We start from the raw sequence: 18,336 nt of genomic DNA on the forward strand, positions 1-18,336 counted from the left end.
GTCGATAAAGGAAATTGACGATTTTGCTCGGCTCGCGATCGAGCTCTGACTCTCGTGCCATATTTCATAGAACCTTTCACCCTACGTATAGATACTGGCTCTACAGAGATACAGCGAGAGTGCCTCGGGGCTTGTCCCCGAGGTACTTCACAGATCGCTGCACTGAATTCGTACTCTCCTCTCTCGCTCGGGCGGTCTCACGCCGGATCGAGTGGCCAATACCGTGAGTTATAATACAGAACAGAGATATTACTCGGACGAGTACACGATGACAGGATCCGACGACCGAATCCGGACGACTCACATCGGGAGTCTCCCGCGACCACCTGCGTTGCTCGAGCTGCTGACGGCCCGCCAGAACGACGAGGACGTCGACGAAGCCGAGTGGGACGCAACCGTCGCCGAGGCCACCCAGGACGTCGTCCAGCGCCAGGCCGCGATCGGGCTCGATAGCATCAACAACGGCGAGCAGTCCCGGGTCTCGTTCAACTGGTACGTCGCCGACCGCCTCAGCGGAATCGAGGGGAAACGCGAACAGGAGCTGTGGGCGGACCTCCAGGAGTTTCCCGACTACGCCGACGAGACGTTCAAGACGGACGTCCTCGACCTCTCGATGCACCCCGTCGTTACCGGTCCCGTCGAGTACACGGGCCACGACGAGGCCGAGGCCGAACTCGAAACCTTCGAGGCGGCACTCGAAGACGTCGGTTCCGATATCGAGGAGACGTTCGTGACCGCAGCCTCGCCCAGCATCGTCACGGCCACGCACGTCAACGACCACTACGACTCCTACGACGAGTTCCTCTTCGCCGCCGCCGAGGCGATGGCCGAGGAGTACGAGCTTGTCGCCGACACCGGCGCGACGATCCAGATCGACGCGCCCGAGCTCCTTACTACCGGTCACACGGCGGCCTTCGCCGACGCACCCCTCGAGGAGGTCAAGGAGGTCACCCGGCTCCACGTCGAGGCGCTCAACGAGGCGCTGTCGAACGTTCCCGCAGAGCAGGTCCGACTCCACACCTGCTGGGGGAGCTACGAGGGGCCCCACCACCTCGATACGGACCTCGTCGAGATGCTCCCGGAGATCTACGAGGCCGACATCACGGGACTGAGCGTCGAGCAGGCAAACCCCCGCCACCAGCACGAGTACCGCGCGTTCGCCGAGCAGCCGCTCCCGGACGGCTGGACGTTGCTTCCGGGCGTCGTCGACGTGAAGACGAACGTCATCGACCACCCCGAGACGATCGCGGATCGGCTCGAGCGCGTCGCCGAGGCCGTCGACGACTCGACGCCGCTGGTCGCCGCCCCCGACTGCGGTTTCGACACACAGGCCGACATCGGGATGGTCGACCCCGAGATCGCGTGGGCGAAACTCGAGGCGCTGGTCGAGGGTGCCGAGATCGCGACCGAACGACGTTCCTGACGCGGCCGAAACGCTATCCTCTTCCGTCGCTCCGCGGTAGTCTCGTTCATGACTGCACTCGAGGACGAGACGGTGATCGTAACCGGAGCGAGTCGGGGCCTCGGCGCGTCGATGGCGACCCGGTTCGCCGAGGAGGGTGCGAACGTCGTGTTGACCGCCCGTAGCCGATCCGACCTGGAGGACGTCAGCGACGGTATCGACGGCGAGACGCTCGTCGTGCCTGCCGACGTCACCGACGAGGACGCGGTGCGTGCGGTCGTCGACGCGACCCTCGAGCAGTACGGCGAGCTGACCGGGCTCGTGAACAACGCGGCTATCGGGCTGCTCACGCTGCACGACGAACGCAGCGTCCTCCACGACGTCGCCACCGAGGACTTCCGACAGATCCTGGACGTCAACGTCACCGGCGTCTTCCTGTTCTCGAAGTACGCCGTCCCCGCGATGATCGAGTCCGGCGGGGGCAACGTCCTCAACGTCTCGTCGGGACTGGGTCGTCGGGGCTCGGCGACCTGGGGACCCTACGTCGCCTCGAAGTGGGCCCTCGAGGGGATGACCCGGACCCAGGCCGAGGAGCTCGCGGAGTACGGAATCAACGTCAACGCAGTCGATCCAGGCGGTCGGGTCGCGACGAAGTTCTGGGATCACCTCCCGGACGACGAGCGATCTGAGATCCTCGAGCCCGACGTGATGGACGACGCCGCGACGCGGCTGCTCGCACAGGGGCCGGACGGCGTGACCGCGGAATCGATGCCCGCCGACGAGTGGGAACAGCAACTGGACGACCGCACCCAGTGAGAATCGGCTCCCGATCGCGTTCATCCGAGTCGGACCTCGAACTACACGTCGATCTCGCCGATCACGAGCGGGCGTTCGGTACGACAGACCGATTGAGCGTATCTTTATGAGTGCCGTTGTAATAACGGGCGTATGACAGATTCGAACGTGGCGATCGTGACGGCAGCGGGAAGCGGGATCGGAGCCGCCTGTGCGCGGCGGCTGAACGAGGACGGGTACACGCCAGTTCTGCTGTCGCGATCGGGCAGTGCCGTCGAGGTCGCAAACGAACTCGGCGGGGACGGGTTCGAGGGGTCGGTGACCGATCCCGACGCCCTGGCGGCTCTCGTCGAGACGACGTACGAACGCTACGGACGGATCGACGCGGTGGTGAACAACACGGGTCACCCGCCATCGGGAGACCTCCTCGAGATCTCCGACGAGGAGTGGCACGAGGGACTCGATCTCGTTCTGTTGAACGCCGTTCGTATGGCGCGTCTCGTCGCGCCGATCATGGAAGACCAGAACGGCGGATCGATCGTCAACATCTCCACGTTCTCGGCGTTCGAACCGTCGGGCGAGTTTCCGGTGTCGTCGGTGCTCCGGGCCGGGCTCGGAAGCTTCACCAAGCTTTTCGCCGACCAGTATGCCCCGAAGGGAATCCGCATGAATACGGTACAGCCCGGCTTCACCGATAGTTACGAGGTCGACGAGGAGACGCTGGAGCGGATTCCGATGGGACGATCGGCACGGACCGAAGAGATCGCCGACGCGGTCGCGTACCTGCTCTCACCCACCTCGAGCTACATCACCGGCCAGAACGTTCGGGTCGACGGCGGGCTTACACGATCCGTGTGACATCCTCGCCCGCCGTAAACAGTAGTTGAGATGTGTGGCACTGTCTAGCTGAGCCAGTGTGAGAAGTGAGCAGGTCATTGAGTGAATTGGCTAGAATGCTTGCAGACCTGCTCACCGAGAGCTACGACGCGGATTTAGAAGAATCTTGGGAGAACGAGCGGACGGCGAGCGCCCTGACGGGCGTCGCCGTCCGTCTCCATCAGGCCGGTTGTTCCCTTCGGGAGACAACAACGATTCTCGCTAATTAGGCGCTGAGCGATCTCACGGAGCGGTCCGGAATAGGGTACATCGACTGGCTGACAGCGGACGCGGCCCGTCGACGTCCACGAGTGCTTCGCTCTCCTGCGGCCCATCAGAACGCGAAGCGTTCTGAGGACGGCGACGCCGTCGGCGGGTCGCTGTCGACGAAACCGCTGTCAAGATTAACGGTGAATGGTCTTGGTTGTACGCTGCAATAGACATCGAGACAAAATTGATTCTCGACGTCGCGTTGTTTGGTCGGCATGGCACTGATCCGGCAGCTGCATTTCTGCATGGACTCCGTGAGAAACACGATCTTTCCGAGGCTGAGTTTCTCATCGATCAATTCGGCTATCGGACTTCCCTCTCTCGATTAGGATTGAACGATCAAGTAAACTACACCGACCGAAATCTCGTCGAAAAGTGGTTTCACACCCTTAAAATTCGAGTCGGCCGTTTTCATAACTCATGGGTGGGCAGTCGGGCGAGTGCACGCGGATGGTTGAACAGTTCGTGCAGTACGATACCCATCAAAGACCGTCTCAATCGCTTGATGGACGGACGCCAGCTGACGAGATGCTCAACTAGACAGTGCCATCTAACTAACGTCAGATGCTCCCCGGCCTTCTTCGTAACTACCTTCTGCCAGCGGCCGGTCAAAGTAGTCGTCAACCTCGATACCCGTCTGGGTCAATGAAGGATCTTGTGCCAGCTGAGTAAAGCTTTCGAGCAGGGCGACTCTTGTCGCTTCAACTTTCATATAGTAGGCTCTATCACCGACAGAATCAGTCTGTCCGGGAAGTTCGTACAGCATTCCTGCGGCATCAGTCTGTGGGCAAAGCGTGTCGAGATATGACCCCCAAAGTGTTGTATACCCGAAACGAGTTCCGGTCTCGAACGCTGACCATGGCCCAGCATATTCTTCAAGTGCCTGGGCACACAGTTCATTGAGTCGGATACCTCGATCGCTTGTTTCCTGATCAAGGAACGGATTGACGAAATCTGCTGTCGCATCCTCTTCTGGGTCACCAAACGGCGCTTCTTCAGCATACATCGGACCGTATGGTGCCATGACACTCAGTATCGTCACTTCACCCGTCTCGGGATCAAGTGGAAGTCCTTGGGAATGAATTGTCTTGGCGTAATCCGGGTCAGCATTTAAAAACGACCGTGTAATCGCCTCGACCGCAGGTGTTGCTTGCACCCCGGACTCCTCGAGGGTATGACCATCTCGTTCCATCTCCAGTACTCCAGTAGGTTCGCCGTCGTCATCAGTCTGCCACATATCTGGAGTATCATCGACTGTTGAGACAAAATCAGGTTTGATGTTGAAATCTCGGTTCGGGTCGTATCCACCTCGCTCGTCTCCTGGGAACTCTTCGACATGATAGTAAGGCCTCTGGTGGGAATGATTCGAATTCCACGATTGGATGTTCTGACGGAGTCCGAGCCGTTGTTCCTCCCCATCATCATTTTCATCCTCTGTGTACATTGCCCCATCTGGATTCGCTCTGGGGATGACTGTGAGGGAGAGATTATCGAGAATGCTGTCGACTAACCGTGAATTTCCGTCGACAAGGCGTCGAAAAATACTCATAAGCGCTTCTGTACCAAACGGTTCGTCACCGTGAATTTGGTTAATAATGTGAATGCTTGTGTCCCCGTCTCCGATTTGTACCTCCCAGATGGGGTCGCGTCTGCCGGCGGATTTCCCTATTCGTTGGAGATCCATCCGATCGTTCTTCTGTGCAAGCAATCTGAGACGCTCGGTGAGTTGTTCGTTTGTTAGGGATGGACCTGTCCCGAGATCGATGGGATCTAAGGGGTCAGCGGACTGTAGGATGTTATTTGTTTGGCTCGAGGTAGCACTGGCGCTCGAAGCAGGTACTACTGCCGCTAGACCTGCTACTTTCATGAACTTTCTTCGATTCATGGTATGGGTGTGATGGGCATTCACACACCGATAAAATTTTTGCTTTCGGACATTGTTGTTAGTTACGTTTTAGAGGTAACTGTAACTTACATCGAAGATCGGGTTCAGTGCGGTGGTATTGATAGCAAAGTTTCTGAGGTAGAGTCAAGGGACGTAGTGCTGCATTTTCACCGTGTTGGACATGCTGACATCTATTTGTCATGCGGTCCGCTTAACAATCTCGCTGAAATACAATCCGAGAGGATGTTCAGAGGGCTATTGCTCGCAGTTGGCGTAGTCCAGTGACGCGATTCACGCCCGTCCCCAGAACGCGGAGTGTTCTGGTGTGCGAACGAGACGCAAAGCGTCTCGTCAACGTCCCCGGAACTCGAAGCGTTCCGGTGTGCGCGCAAGACCACCGGTCTTGCGAACGCCGTGAACCGCGGAATTCTCTCGCTGCTTAAAGATAGTAAGACCAAAGCCGTTCAAATTCGTACGGGCGCCCCAACGCGTGTCCGCAACCGAACAGCTCATCGACTCCGGCTTCTCGCTCCTGCTGATTTTCGACGAGCCGGCGCTGTTTCTCCTCTTCGTGCTGAAAGGAGCGATCATCGGAAAGGTGTTCCCGACCTCGCTTTTCTTGCCGGGATACCTGCTCGCCATCTCGGCGTCGGTCGAACGGGTCGCTCTCAGCATCGCCGTCGCGTCGCTGGGCTACGTTACCGGACAGTTACTGATCTACTGGCTCTCAAGCACGTACGGACTCGGCGCGGTCGACTCGCTTCCAGCGGTCTCTATCTCGAACGAGCAGATCACGCGGGCCGAAGCCCTGTTTCAGCGATACAGCGGGATCGGGATCTTCATCACGAACATCGTTCCGTTCGTCGGAAGTTTCATCATGATCCCCGCGGGGATGTCCTCGTACCCGATCGCACAGGCGACGTTCTACGCGCTCTCGTCGACGCTGCTAAACTACGTCCTCATCGTGCTGGTCGTCTTCGAGTCGATCGAACTACTCGGTGTGTTATGAGGTGCGGAATTACGTCTATTTCATAGAGCCGATAGTTCAGGTAGCCAACCACGAGCGCAATGCCACCCGCAAGAAGCACCACTGCGACGAGATCGGTCCCGGTGAGCAGCGTCCCGATCACCCGAGAGCCAACGACGACGCCACTGCCGGCAAGAGCGAGCAACCACGCGCCGAGCAGGATAGCGAGGAGACGCGGCGTGTGTAATGGATTCGCCACGGCTCGTCTACGAACGGCGCAGCGAAAAGTGGAAACGGTTTCGAACGGGCCGGATCGGTGAGTGTGCCGGGCGGGGCTTGATACAGAGACACATGGACGGGTGTGGTATGACATCGCTCGAGGGCAAATCGGCCCTGATCACCGGCGCGTCACGAGGCATCGGCCGCGGGATCGCGGAAGCGTTCGGCCGCGAGGACGCTGCGGTCGCGGTCGGCTACCACTCGAACGAGGACGGCGCCGAAGAAACGGTCGCGACCATCGAAGACGACGGCGGGACCGCGATCGCCGTCCAGGCCGACGTGAGCGACGCGGACGAGGCCCGCCGTCTCGTCACGACGACCGAAGACGAGTTCGGTGGGATCGACGTCCTCGTCAACAACGCGGGCGTCCTCGAGCCGTCGACGCTCGACGAGATGGACGTCGAGACCTGGGAGCGAACGATCGGCGTCGATCTTCGCGGGACGTTTCTGGTGACGCGGTTTGCCATCGAGGGGATGCTCGATCGGGGCAGCGGTCGCGTGATCAACATCGCGTCACAGCTGGGTATCAAGGGTGCGCCGGAGCTCACCCACTACTCGGCCGCGAAGGGCGGCGTGATCGCGTTCACCCGCGCTCTCGCCCGGGAAGCTGCACCGGACGTACACGTCAACGCGATCGCACCGGGCCCCATCGAGACCGACCTGCTCGACGATACGACCGCGGAGTGGCGCGAAAACAAGGAGTCGGAGATCCCCCTCGACCGTATCGGAACCGTCGACGACGTCGTTCCGACGGCCCTCCTTCTGGCCGGGGCTGGTGGTGACTACTACACCGGCCAGACGCTCAGTCCAGACGGCGGCGACGCCATGCACTGACGGCGTTCCGTTCTCTCTCGTGTGCGATACCGGGCGTCCAGTTCCGGGAGCAGTCGAAACAGCAGCGGTCAAATGGTCGGGGTTCGTACCCTGCGAGTGAAACGGATCGATGGAAGAGGCGCTAATCGATACGGTAGTCGACGTCGGAACCGGTGTGTTCGTTCTCTCGACGATGCTCGCGATGGGACTGACCCTGTCTACCGACCAGCTCCTGGCAGCGGTCGGGAAGCGGCGACTCATGACGAAATCGCTCCTGGTGAATCTCGTCGCCGTTCCGCTACTGGCCTACCTGCTCGTCCGGATGCTCCCCCTCGAGCCCGCCTACGCCGCGGGCATTCTCCTCATTTCGGTGGCGCCCGGCGCACCCTTCGGGCCGAAGCTCGCGGAGCTCTCGAACAGCGACCTCGCCTTCGCGAGCGGTCTCATGGCCGTCCTCGGCGTCGTTTCGGTCGTAACGATACCGGTAACGCTGGCGCTGCTGCTGCCCGAAAGCGTGGTCGTCGACCCGCTCGCTATCGGGGGGATCGTCCTCGGGATCCAGCTCGTCCCGCTGCTGGTTGGACTTGCCGTCACGTCCCACTACCCGCGCCTCGCCAACTCCCTGTACCCGCCGGTACAGCGGGTTTCGGACTACTCGTTTTTCTCGTTGCTCGTCCTGCTGTTGCTCGTCTACTTCGAGGACATGATCGGTCTCTTCGGCACGGGCACACTCCTCGTTTCGATCGGTATCGTCGCCGCTTCCCTGCTGCTCGGCTACGTCCTAGGCGGCCCGGCCCGAACCAGGCGAGAGGTGCTGGCGACGACGACTGCCGCCCGGAACGCCGCGATCGCGCTGTTCATCGCCACGACCAGTTTCTCTGATCCGAACGTGTTGACGATCGTCCTCGCGTTCTCGTTTATCGGCGTCGTCGGGTCGGCGGGACTCGCCCGAATGTGGGGACGCCGCACCAGTAGATGACCGAGGCCAGCACAAGTCGAACCCGCTCGATACGAGGTGTGAGATCCACGTTGGATCGGCGGTATGACGATCCGTTCGTTAAGTGGCTCTGGTCATAAGGTGGAGCTATGACGGGAGGTCGTTCTCGCGTGGTCCACGGCACAGTTCGGTAGCGGAGCCTACACCGTATGCACAGATCGTCGACGTGTCTTCGCAGTTGCAGTGGTCACGGTCGGTGTCACCGACAGCACTCGAGGACGGAATCGGATCGATCCGATCGCCGTAGTGGGACACCGCCGAACTCGACGCTGGACGATCAATCGCCACCCCCGTTCTTCAGTAAGCGTCTGCTACCGCGTCCTCGCGAGCGGGTGGGTCTGATTCACTGACCGTGTTGAATGATCCGGCTTCCTTCGTCGTACGGTCCGTCTCGTAGAGGACCGAACGAGCTCCCCGGGTAGAACGTCTCTCGTTCGGAGAGTTTCGATTGATTGTTCGGTGCTGCTGTGATCTGTGCGCAAATTCCGTTCACTGTGTCGTCGGCCCGCAACCGCTCGACCGTTCGGAGAACTCAACCGTCCAGTGTCTCCGGAGGCCGAGTACTGGTGTGCCGTCCAAGGAATCTCCGAGGACGACGTTCCGACCGAGCCGTCCTCGAGCAGCAATCGTGGTAGTTTATCGGCGTTCCCGTGAGTGAACGACGTATGCAACCGACAGTCGCGGCGTGCCAGTTAGAACTCAAGGACCTGGCCGTCGAGACGAATTTCGAACTCGTTCGAGAGTGCGTCGACGGCCTCGACAGCGACGTCGATCTCGCCGTGTTTCCCGAACACACGCTCACCGGATTCGTTGCTGACGAGCGCATCGAAGCAGCTGCGCTCGCTCGAGACGGTGCCCCGATCGAAGCGGTGCAGTCTCTCGCGGAACGGTACGACGTCGCGCTCGTCATCGGCTTCGTCGAAGCGGCGGGTGATACTTTCTACAACACCACTGCGTACATCGGGCCTGCTGGGGAGTTCACGATCTACCGGAAGCGTCATCTCTGGGACAGCGAGAGGAAGCTCCTCACTCCCGGCGACGAGTTGGTCACGGTCGACACGCCCGTCGGCACTGCAGCGTTACAGACCTGTTACGATCTCAACTTCGTCGAGGACAGCGCAGCGCTAACTCGATCGGACGTTACGGCGCTGATCGTGCCAGGGGCGTGGCCGGACGCTTATCGCGACAACTGGCGGCTCCTGCTCCGGGCACGAGCGCTCGACGGCGTTCGATGGGCTATCGGCGCGAACCGAACGGGACGACGCGACATCCGCGACTCCCAGTTGGTGACGTATGCCGGCCACTCGCTGGTGGCGCGTCCCAACGGCGGACTCTATCGTGAACTCGATCGACAAGAAGCGACACTCGTCGTGGATCTCGACTCCGCGATCCTCGAGTCACAGCGCGATCTCGTCGGTGTGTTCGATTGCTAGCCGCTTCATCTCGGAGCTGACCGCAACAGACCAGTACGCGAGGATCGGTTCGGTTCGGGCTTTCGTCCTCGATCCGCTCGACGACCGTGCCGCGGTCGCGACCGCTCGTCGTGGACCCGGAATCTTCGACGACCACCTCCCGCGGTAGCGGCGTCATTTCCGACTCGAGTTACCGGTCAGCGACCGATTATCCGGGTAAGCCGAAGCAATCTTCCCCTCGGTAACTAGCAGACCGGTTTCCGGACCGGGAGTTGACCGCGAGGATCGCTTTTGCAACTTTTGCAACAGGTTCTCGCCGGCGCTATCACAATCCCGAGCGTTCACGTTCACACGCGACGTCATTCGAATGTGCGCTCGAGATCGGCGTTGATTTTGTCGATTGCGTCGCGAGCATGTGGGACTGCTGGTTCAACGAGCATGCTGAGGAAGCCGTGAATCGAGCCATCGTAGGAGTGGTGTTCGACGTCGACACCGGCTGCAGCCAGCCGCTCCGCGTACGCTACCCCCTCGTCTCGAAGTGGGTCAAATCCGGCCGTGATCACCGATGCCGACGGGAGTTCCTCGAGTGACCGGGCTCGCAGCGGTGAGGCGTAGGGATTCCCACCATCCAGATCGGACGGAAGGTAGAGGTCCCAGAACCACTCCATATCCGCTCTCGTAATGAAATATCCCGAAGCGTTCTCTGCATAGGAGTCGGTGTCGAACGCGTGATCCGTAACCGGATACACCAAGACCTGGTGGGAGATCGACGGGCCGTCGATATCGCGTGCACGCAGCGCAACCGCTGCGGCGAGGTTCCCACCCGCGCTATCTCCGCCGACTATGAGTCGATCCGCATCACTATCGAAGTCGTCTGCACGCGTTGCAAGATACTCGGTCGCGTCGTAACAGTCCTCCACAGGCCCAGGAAACGGTGATTCGGGCGCGAGACCGTACTCTACAGAGGCCACGACGCTTTCGGTGGCGTTCGCCAAGGCTCGGCACGTCGCATCGTGCGTGTCGAGATTCCCGAGGATCCACCCGCCGCCATGGTAGTATACGAACAGTGGGAATGGGCCCTCTCCGTGCGGGATGTATGTCCGTACGGGAATCTCTCCGTTTCGGCCGGGGACCGTTCCGTTTTCGACTGCTGCGACTGAATCCATCTCCTCATCGGAGAACGAGAACATCTCGGTGAGCAGTGCTCGTGCGTCCGCTATGGACAGCGTATTCAGTTCCGGAACCTGTTCCTCTTCGAGAGCGTTGAGGACGGTCTGCATCTCTGGATCGGGATTTGCTGACATAGGTCACAGTTCGTATCGCCGGAAGAAGGCATAAGTGTTACTCAAAAAACATGAACGGTGCGAGCCGGTTCCGTCGACTACGTGCTTCGAGCTCTCTACCGGAACCGTCCAGGCAGGGGATTACAGTGTATACTGGGGTTGCAGTCGGTACGCGGTAATACTGATGAAACCCTGATACGTGAACGCGGATTACGACGCAGTCGTCGAATTATACCTGAGTTCACGGTGTGGCGATGATACGATATCGAATCGTGTGGAGCGTGGCTTGTACGTCTGCTCGTCATGTGAGTTAGTAGCCAATGTCGGTTGTAACAGATGACAGAATATGCGACAGAAGATGTTCCGAGTCCTCACGGTGAGGGGAGGAGCAACGGCTGTGTGGTGGTTCGAGAGACCCTCGGCCTCTCGTCATACTGTAAGACCTCCGGTCTTGCATAGATCGTAAACGCGAAGCGTTTGCTCACTCACGATAGGCGTTTTGCGCCTTTCGATCGACACAGCCGTCGATACATCTGTTCGACCGCGAGAGCGGGACGTTTCAGACGAGAGCCCAGGTCATGTCGTAGACCAGCAAATATCCCAATCGCGATACGGGAAGCCGCCCCCTTCAGGGCACGGAGAATGTCACGGAGCCCTTGGCCTACTCGAAGACCACACTACCGAAATCCGCTGGGCTCTGGATACCGGTGATTCAGAGATAAAATACGCATTATTCACACGAAATGGTGCAACGCAGTCCGTTCAGGAGGCTGTGCCCGAGCGCGATGACGTACAACTGTTCGATTTAGGTGACATCGTCCGGCATGCCCAAGAACGGTCCCGCTTGATGGGAAAGAGGATAACTTGCTAGTCAGCGGAAAGTTTCCGTTCGAGCGTATCTGCGGTTTCACGTCGGGTAAACTGTCCGCTGTTGAGCGACCAGTACTGTGAACCTGCTATCAGACGACGGAGACCGCACCTACCGAGTCTCCAGTCTTCGGGGAATTGATCGGCACTCTCCCCAGATCTATCGATACTCGTAGCCACACGGTTACTGGATTTCAAGCATTTCGATCTGTTCCTGGTATCGATTGCGGATCGTAACTTCGGTGACCTGAGCGACGTCTGCGACTTCTCTCTGCGTTCGTTTCTCGTTACAAAGCAAAGCGGCGGCGTAGATCGCAGCGGCGGCGAACCCCGACGGCCCTCTACCGGAGAGCAACGGATCGGCTGTTTCGTCGATGATCTCGTTGGCTTTCGTTTCGACCTCCTGTGGCAGCTCGAGCTTCGAGGTAAAACGGGGCACGTACTGTTTGGGATCGATCGGACGGAGTTCGAGTCCGAGCTCGTTCGAAATGTATCGATAGGTACGGCTGATCTCTATCCGCTCGATACGCGATACCTCCGTAATCTCTTCGAGCGAGCGGGGTATCCCCTCCTGTCGACAGCCGGCGTACAGCGCGGCCGTGGCAACGCCCTCGATCGATCGCCCGCGAATGAGGTCTTCCTGCAGCGCTCGACGGTAGATCACGCTCGTCACTTCCCGAACTGCGCGGGGGACGCCGAGCGCACTCGCCATGCGATCGATCTCGCTGAGCGCGAACTGGAGGTTGCGCTCGCCGGCGTCTTTCGTCCGGATTCGGGTTTGCCACTTCCGGAGCCGGTTCATCTGGGAGCGCTTCTCCGAGGAAATCGAGCGCCCGTACGCATCCTCGTTCTTCCAGTCGATCTGGGTGGTGAGCCCCTTGTCGTGCATCGTCTGAGTCGTCGGCGCACCGACGCGGGACTTCTGTTGTCGCTCCTGGTGATCGAACGCGCGCCACTCCGGTCCCGAATCGATCATCGATTCCTCGAGGACGAGCCCACAGTCCTTGCAGATCCGCTCGCCCGGATCGGAGTGCTGGACGACGTTATCCGAGTCACACTCGGGACACGTAGCGGGAGCTGTCTCGTCCTCGGACTGCTCCGATTGCTCCTCGTCGTCACGGAGCCGAACAGACCAAACCATCGTTCTTCGGTCGTGGAGCTACTGAAGTATAAAGTTTGAATCTCGAGTGAGTATTTCACTCATTCCGAAGCGTTGTTTCCCCTCCCGTCTCGATCGCTCGCCCACCGACCGTCTCACGACCTTCGGTGGCTGCTATCGACTCTCCGGCCAGCGTCTGGCAAAGGTTGCGGGTTCCTTTGACCGGTCCGGATGCGATATCGTCGTCCGAGAGCGTTCGATATCCCGTTTAACGGGGAGCAAAGCTGTCTGGAGTCACAAGCAGGCCTCCAGCGTAGGTTCGATACCTACCGACTGACGAGGACGTTTACGAGACGCGTTCGTTCGTTGCGGCAGATGACCACCACCACACACGAGTACTTCAGCGGGGAGTTCCTCAAACAGATCGCTGAAGAGAACGGATACCTCGAGGGAGTCGAGCTCTCGAACGCCGCGTCGGAATCCAAGGAGTTGGCCGCCGGAGACGTGAACGGCCGGTGGAAAGACGGGAGCGAACGAGGGTCTTCGACCGTTCGTTTCGAGTGGCGTCCCGTTCGGGACGTGGCTGAGACGGAACGACGGAGCATCGGGTCGTACTGCAAGCGCGACCGCGTGCTGTTCGTCTCTACTTCCTCCGACATCGGCTCGGCCGAGGAGCTACACGGACGATCGATCGGCAGTGACGACGGGACAGTCCCGTTTCACTCGACCGCCGAACTGCTCGAGAGATCGGGACTCGACGAGACGGCAGTCGACACGGAGCGCATCGAAACTATCGAAGAGCGACTGAAAGCCGTCAAAACCGGTTCGGTCGACGCGATAGTCGTTCGTGAGCCGTACGCTACACTGGGTCGCTACGACGCGGAACTCGACGCAGTCTGGACGGACTCCCGCCGCGTCGCGCTCGTCGTCTCGCCAGCGGTCGAATCGGAGCGAGCGAACGCGTTCCGAACTGCGCTGAACCGGGCCATCAAGGAGATCGAGGACGACCGCGACCGATACCGCGAGCGGTACGTCGACCTGCTCGAAGACAGCGTTCCGGGCGGAGACTTCGAAGGCGTCGACTTCGACCGTCTCCGAGACGACATCGAGCTTCGAACCCATCTACCGATTCGTGGGCCGGACACAACCCGTCTCGGACCGACGGAGTGGATGGCGGGAGAAGGATACGTAGAGGACGGAGAGGGCATTGCGACGCTTTCCGAGGGACGAACGCCGTACTGATCACGGGGACGTCCTGGGGGCAGCGACATCAATATCGAACTGAGATTGGGGTTCGAGCTGTTTTGCGGAGAGTACATACACAACTCGATCGGAATGCGGTACAGAGCTGACGGAAGCGGCGCCGTTCGAGAAAGCTGGACGACATTTTTAATGACAGCCAATATAAAAGAACTAAGTGACAGACGGTGTATACGGCGTATGCCCCAGACCGTTACCGTCGACGGGGAAGAGATGCTGGTGGGGGACAGAACGACGGTTGCAGCGGTGCGGAAGTTCGCGGACGTCTCCGACGATGCGATCGCGTTCTATCGCGAGGACGACGTCGTACGTCTCCTCCAGAATACTGAAGTTATCGTCGAACGGGTCCCGGAAGGGACGGCGATCGAATTTTGATCGGTCCCGATCGGCTGCCGAACCGACCTCGAGACCACGGACAGCTGACCCGTCGCGTCGTGTTTCGGCGCCACCGGCAGGGGTGTGGACGGATCGGCTCCGGCGCCGAGCCGCGGTACTCGTTGGACGCACGATCGGATCCGTACACGACAGTTGAGAGCACTGGAAGAAGGATGATCACGAGAGTAGTCGACCGGATCGTGTACTGCGGCTTCCAGTCGCTTTCAGGGACGATGTCCGTCGACCACTGCATGCTCCGGACGGCACCGAGAAATATTTTCTGTATATTCTCATCCGAAGACAACACCGCTCGAATCAAAACGTTCGACGACGATCAGTCGGCTACGCGTCGTCCGTGCGACGAGCGGCGACGACGCGGTCGCTGTTCTCAGTCCGCCACCGGCAGGACAGTCGGTCTGATCGGTTGGATGACCGCCTCTTGTGCGTCGCTGTCGTCGGTCGGCTTCTCTCCGAGCAACGCCCCGGCGTCGGTCGGGGCTTCCCGTTCCGTTTCGACGTCGTACCCCTCCCCGTTGGTCGTCAGCACGACGTCGCCGTGAACGCCGGTCCAATACGTCTCGAGTCCTCGGTCGGCGTACTCCTCGAGGACGTCGTCGCTCGGATGACCGTACTGCGAGTCGTAGGCGCTCGAGATAATCGCAACCGCCGGGGTAACCCGGTCCATGAACGGCTGCGACGAGGAGGTCGACGATCCGTGGTGGCCCGCCTGGTACACGTCGACGTCCAGTCGGTCGCCGTGTTCGTCGACCATCCGCTGTTCGGCCTCGGCCTCCGCGTCGCCCGTCGTGAGATAGGCGAACTCGCCGAACTCGACGCGGAGGGTCACGCTGTTGTAGTGGAGATCCGATCCCGAGTCGCCCGACGGCGGGTTGAGCACGTCGACGTCCGCGGCGCCGAACTCGAACCGATCATCCTCGTCGACGACGAACAGGTCCACGTCGTGTTCCTCGACGGCATCGAGATACCGCTCGTAGGTCTGGCTGGTCGTCGCGACGCCGGAGTCGTAGGCCGCGCCGATCCCGTCGCGTTCGGTCTCGTAGTGGGCGATGATCTCGTCGTGGCCACCGATGTGATCGGCGTGAGCGTGCGTCGCGACGAGGTGGTCGATCCGGTCGACGTCCTGCGCCTCGAGATACTCGATCACGTCGGCGCCGGCTTGGGGCCAGTCGCCGGAGTCGACGAGCATCGTCTCGCCGGAGGGGTCGATCAACAGCGTCGCGTCGGCCTGGCCGACGTCGATGTGGTGAATCTCGAGTTCCCCGTCGACGTCGGTCGTCTCCCCGTTCTCGTCACCGGAGTCGGTCCCATTTGCCTCCGTTTCCTCGGACCCGTTCGAGTCGGATGGGGTTTCAGCTGTCTCCGGTCCGTCCTCGGTGTCCGGGTCGGCGTCCTCGAGGTCGTCGCCCGTCTCCGCCGCCGGAGTCTCGTCGGCCGTCTCGCCACCCTCGGCACATCCTGCGATCAGCAACAGTACTGCGACGAGGACGACGAGTAACGCTCGTCTCATCGAGTCCTCGATTCGATTGCCACCTACAAGGTCGTTCGGCCTAGAGATCGACGACCGTCTCGCCGGGAAATCACTCCCAGTTGTGCAACGCGTCGTGGAACACCTGGAGGGCGTCCTCCTCCGTCACCGGGCGGGGGTTACACCGCAACAGTCGCTGCTGGGTCTCGACGGTCTGTGTCGCGAGCCAGTCGATCTCGTCGGCGGAGATCCCCGCGAGCTCGGCGAGCCCGCTCGGGAGGACGTTCAGATCCTGCTGGAGCCGAACGTACTCGCGGCGTGCCTCGTCTGCAGCTTCCCGGGTGCTCATCCCCTCGACGTCCGCGCCGAGGAGGGTGGCGATCTCGGCGAACCGTTCGGGATCGCTCGCGACGTTGTAGCCGAGCGTCGACGCCGGCGTGAGCACGGCGATCGTCTCGCCGTGGGACGTGTGGTACTGGTTTCCGACCGGGTAGGCCATCGCGTGAGAGAGGCTGACTCCGGCGGTGAGCCCGCAGATCGCACCGAACAGCGAGGCCTTGAGCATCGCGGCGCGTGCCTCGACGTCCTCGCCGTTGTGGACGGCAGTCCTGATGTTGTTCGCGACGAGTTCGATCGCGCGTCGGCCGAACATCTCGGTGACGTCGGTCTGTCCGGCGTAGACCGGGCGCTGTGCCGGATCCTCCGGCCGGAGGAAGCTGTCGTGGTCGTGGGTCGTGTACCCCTCGAGGGCGTGGGCGAGCGCGTCCATCCCGGTCGCCGCGGTCACCGACGCGGGCATGGTCGTCGTCAGCGTCGGGTCGAGCACCGCGGCGTCCGCTCGCACGTGGTTGCTCGAGATCCCCTCCTTGATCTCCTTCTCTTCGACGGCGTAGATGGCCACGGGCGAGATCTCCGAGCCCGTTCCCGCGGTCGTCGGGACCAGAACCAGCGGATCGCCCGACTCCGTGAGGGTTTCGCCCGCTCCCGTCGGCTCGGCGACGTAGTCGAGCACCTCGCCGCCGTTTGCCATCACCGCGCGCGTCCCCTTCGCGACGTCGAGCGAACTGCCGCCGCCCATCCCGAGGTAGAAGTCGTACCCCTCCGCACCCTCGTTCTCGCGGACGAACTCCAGGCAGCTGTCGACGGTTTCGATCGACGGCTCCGGCTCGGCGCCGTCCCAGACGGTGACGTCGAAGCCGGCGTCCTCGAGGTGGTCCGTGACGCGGTCGACGTGCCCGGTCTGGACCATCGGCTCGTCGGTGATGATCAGTCCCGAGGCCCCGTCGTCGACCCCGAGTTCGGCGAGCTGGAAGTCGAGCTCCTCGACGGCGTTCCGACCGAACCGGATCGCCGGGAGCTGGATCTCCCAGACTGTCTCCGGCCCCAGCCCGTGGTCGGCCGCCGAGATCGTCCGGTCGTAGTTCCCCGTCACTGTCCCCACCCGCCCTCGATGCGCTCGAACTGGTCGGCGTCGTGGCCGTAGACGACCTCGGCGTCGTGGCGCCGCTCGATCTCCTTGATCCGCTGGAGGCTCTCGAACCACTCCGTCTTCCCCCACACCAGGCTTCCGCCGAGCGGGATCTCGTCCTCGTAGTTCGGGGCCTGGTACACCTGATCGCCCGTGAAGATCACCGACTCTTCCTCGAGGTGAACGACCGTCCCCATCAGCCCCGGCGTGTGTCCCGGCAGCCTGACGAACTCGACGTCGGTGAAGTGTTGCTCGCGGTCCTGGTGGACGATCTCCCAGTTGAGATCGTGGTCGAAGTCCTCGAGGATGTACGCGCCGCTTCCCTTGTCGGTCTTGGCGCTGTAGTACGCGAACTTGATCTCTTTCTCGTGGACGTACACCGGAACGTCGGTGCCGTCGAAGAACTCGAGTCCACCGGCGTGATCCAGATGGAGGTGGGTCTGGACGACGGCGTCGATCTCGTCGATCCCGTACCCCGCGTCCTCGAGGTCATCGTCGAGGCGGTGTTCGTGGGCGTCGTGTGGGTAGAACGCCTGGACGAGTCCGTCGGGCCAGTGTCCCTCGAGGGCGTCGTGGTGCGATCCCGTGTCCCAGAGGATCGTCGCCTCGGGGTGATCGATCACGAGACACCAGACCGGAATCTCCTCGTAGCTGATGTCCGGGTTCGGCTCGTCGTGAGTTCCCAGCGTCTCCCCCTGGATCATGTAGTTCTGGTCGCATTCGAGCCCGCCACGGTGGATGACATCTATTGTTGCGTTAACCATCGGAGTCCCTTATCACTGGTAAGCGATTGCGAAACATA

The 18,336-nt window shown here is 61.1% G+C and carries 16 protein-coding genes and 3 pseudogenes; 13 read left to right on the forward strand and 6 right to left on the reverse strand.

Annotated features, from left to right (window positions below; all coding sequences use genetic code 11):
• Positions 1–268 precede the first annotated feature (268 nt).
• The 4 genes and pseudogenes from NATOC_RS20230 to NATOC_RS21515 all read left to right on the forward strand — a co-directional run bounded on the left by NATOC_RS20230 (position 269) and on the right by NATOC_RS21515 (position 3,883).
• Positions 269–1,423: a methionine synthase II (cobalamin-independent) gene (locus tag NATOC_RS20230; protein ID WP_015323357.1), complete on the forward strand. Its 1,155-nt coding sequence runs from the start codon at positions 269–271 to the stop codon at positions 1,421–1,423.
• A 48-nt stretch (positions 1,424–1,471) separates the two neighbouring features.
• Positions 1,472–2,218, forward strand: a complete 747-nt coding sequence (locus tag NATOC_RS20235; RefSeq protein WP_015323358.1) for an SDR family NAD(P)-dependent oxidoreductase — start codon at positions 1,472–1,474, stop codon at positions 2,216–2,218.
• A gap of 132 nt (positions 2,219–2,350) precedes the next feature.
• Positions 2,351–3,055, forward strand: a complete 705-nt coding sequence (locus NATOC_RS20240) for an SDR family oxidoreductase (RefSeq protein WP_015323359.1) — start codon at positions 2,351–2,353, stop codon at positions 3,053–3,055.
• 95 nt (positions 3,056–3,150) lie between these two features.
• Positions 3,151–3,883, forward strand: a pseudogene (locus tag NATOC_RS21515) (IS6 family transposase).
• A 10-nt stretch (positions 3,884–3,893) separates the two neighbouring features.
• On the opposite strand, the gene NATOC_RS21520 reads toward NATOC_RS21515, so the two are convergent.
• Complete coding sequence (locus NATOC_RS21520; protein WP_015323361.1) at positions 3,894–5,228, reverse strand: M14 family zinc carboxypeptidase; 1,335 nt, start codon at positions 5,226–5,228, stop codon at positions 3,894–3,896.
• 490 nt (positions 5,229–5,718) lie between these two features.
• Between NATOC_RS21520 and NATOC_RS20255 the strand changes: the two genes are divergently transcribed.
• The 5 genes from NATOC_RS20255 to NATOC_RS20275 all read left to right on the forward strand — a co-directional run bounded on the left by NATOC_RS20255 (position 5,719) and on the right by NATOC_RS20275 (position 9,717).
• On the forward strand, positions 5,719–6,237 hold the full coding sequence (locus tag NATOC_RS20255) for a DedA family protein (protein WP_015323362.1): 519 nt from the start codon (positions 5,719–5,721) through the stop codon (positions 6,235–6,237).
• A 1-nt stretch (position 6,238) separates the two neighbouring features.
• Positions 6,239–6,442: a hypothetical protein gene (locus tag NATOC_RS22585; protein ID WP_049889002.1), complete on the forward strand. Its 204-nt coding sequence runs from the start codon at positions 6,239–6,241 to the stop codon at positions 6,440–6,442.
• Positions 6,443–6,561: 119 nt separating this feature from the next.
• Positions 6,562–7,308, forward strand: a complete 747-nt coding sequence (locus tag NATOC_RS20265) for a 3-oxoacyl-ACP reductase family protein (RefSeq protein WP_049889018.1) — start codon at positions 6,562–6,564, stop codon at positions 7,306–7,308.
• Between the two features lie 109 nt (positions 7,309–7,417).
• Positions 7,418–8,266, forward strand: coding sequence for a bile acid:sodium symporter family protein (locus NATOC_RS20270; protein WP_015323364.1), 849 nt, complete (start codon positions 7,418–7,420; stop codon positions 8,264–8,266).
• 683 nt (positions 8,267–8,949) lie between these two features.
• Complete coding sequence (locus tag NATOC_RS20275; protein WP_015323365.1) at positions 8,950–9,717, forward strand: carbon-nitrogen hydrolase family protein; 768 nt, start codon at positions 8,950–8,952, stop codon at positions 9,715–9,717.
• Between the two features lie 338 nt (positions 9,718–10,055).
• Here NATOC_RS20275 and NATOC_RS20280 read toward each other — a convergent pair whose 3' ends face one another.
• A complete protein-coding gene (locus NATOC_RS20280) occupies positions 10,056–11,000 on the reverse strand; it encodes an alpha/beta hydrolase (RefSeq protein ID WP_015323366.1) in 945 nt (314 codons plus the stop codon).
• Between the two features lie 220 nt (positions 11,001–11,220).
• On the opposite strand from NATOC_RS20280, the pseudogene NATOC_RS23000 reads away from it, so the two are divergent.
• Positions 11,221–11,438 (forward strand): annotated as a pseudogene (locus NATOC_RS23000) (hypothetical protein); the annotation flags it as partial.
• Positions 11,439–11,616: 178 nt separating this feature from the next.
• A pseudogene (locus NATOC_RS23005) lies at positions 11,617–11,850 on the forward strand (hypothetical protein); the annotation flags it as partial.
• A gap of 180 nt (positions 11,851–12,030) precedes the next feature.
• Here the strand turns inward: NATOC_RS23005 and NATOC_RS20285 are convergent.
• Positions 12,031–12,987 (reverse strand): transcription initiation factor IIB, encoded by a 957-nt coding sequence (locus NATOC_RS20285; RefSeq protein WP_015323367.1) that lies wholly within the window; start codon positions 12,985–12,987, stop codon positions 12,031–12,033.
• Positions 12,988–13,176: 189 nt separating this feature from the next.
• Between NATOC_RS20285 and NATOC_RS20290 the strand changes: the two genes are divergently transcribed.
• Positions 13,177–14,187: an ABC transporter substrate-binding protein gene (locus tag NATOC_RS20290; protein WP_157224719.1), complete on the forward strand. Its 1,011-nt coding sequence runs from the start codon at positions 13,177–13,179 to the stop codon at positions 14,185–14,187.
• Positions 14,188–14,385: 198 nt separating this feature from the next.
• Positions 14,386–14,580, forward strand: coding sequence for a hypothetical protein (locus NATOC_RS20295; protein WP_015323369.1), 195 nt, complete (start codon positions 14,386–14,388; stop codon positions 14,578–14,580).
• 388 nt (positions 14,581–14,968) lie between these two features.
• Here the strand turns inward: NATOC_RS20295 and NATOC_RS20300 are convergent, their stop codons facing one another.
• The 3 genes from NATOC_RS20300 to NATOC_RS20310 all read right to left on the reverse strand — a co-directional run bounded on the left by NATOC_RS20300 (position 14,969) and on the right by NATOC_RS20310 (position 18,298).
• The gene (locus NATOC_RS20300) at positions 14,969–16,108 is read right to left on the reverse strand and encodes a ComEC/Rec2 family competence protein (RefSeq protein ID WP_015323370.1); all 1,140 of its coding nucleotides are present in this window, start codon (positions 16,106–16,108) and stop codon (positions 14,969–14,971) included.
• A gap of 70 nt (positions 16,109–16,178) precedes the next feature.
• Positions 16,179–17,498 carry a hydroxyacid-oxoacid transhydrogenase gene (locus NATOC_RS20305; RefSeq protein ID WP_015323371.1) on the reverse strand — a complete coding sequence of 440 codons (1,320 nt, stop codon included), beginning with the start codon at positions 17,496–17,498 and terminating at the stop codon, positions 16,179–16,181.
• Complete coding sequence (locus NATOC_RS20310) at positions 17,495–18,298, reverse strand: N-acyl homoserine lactonase family protein (RefSeq protein ID WP_015323372.1); 804 nt, start codon at positions 18,296–18,298, stop codon at positions 17,495–17,497. The genes NATOC_RS20305 and NATOC_RS20310 overlap by 4 nt, the downstream gene beginning before the upstream one ends.
• Between the last annotated feature and the right edge of the window lie 38 nt (positions 18,299–18,336).

Source organism: Natronococcus occultus SP4, assembly GCF_000328685.1.
In the GTDB taxonomy this organism is placed as follows: domain Archaea; phylum Halobacteriota; class Halobacteria; order Halobacteriales; family Natrialbaceae; genus Natronococcus; species Natronococcus occultus.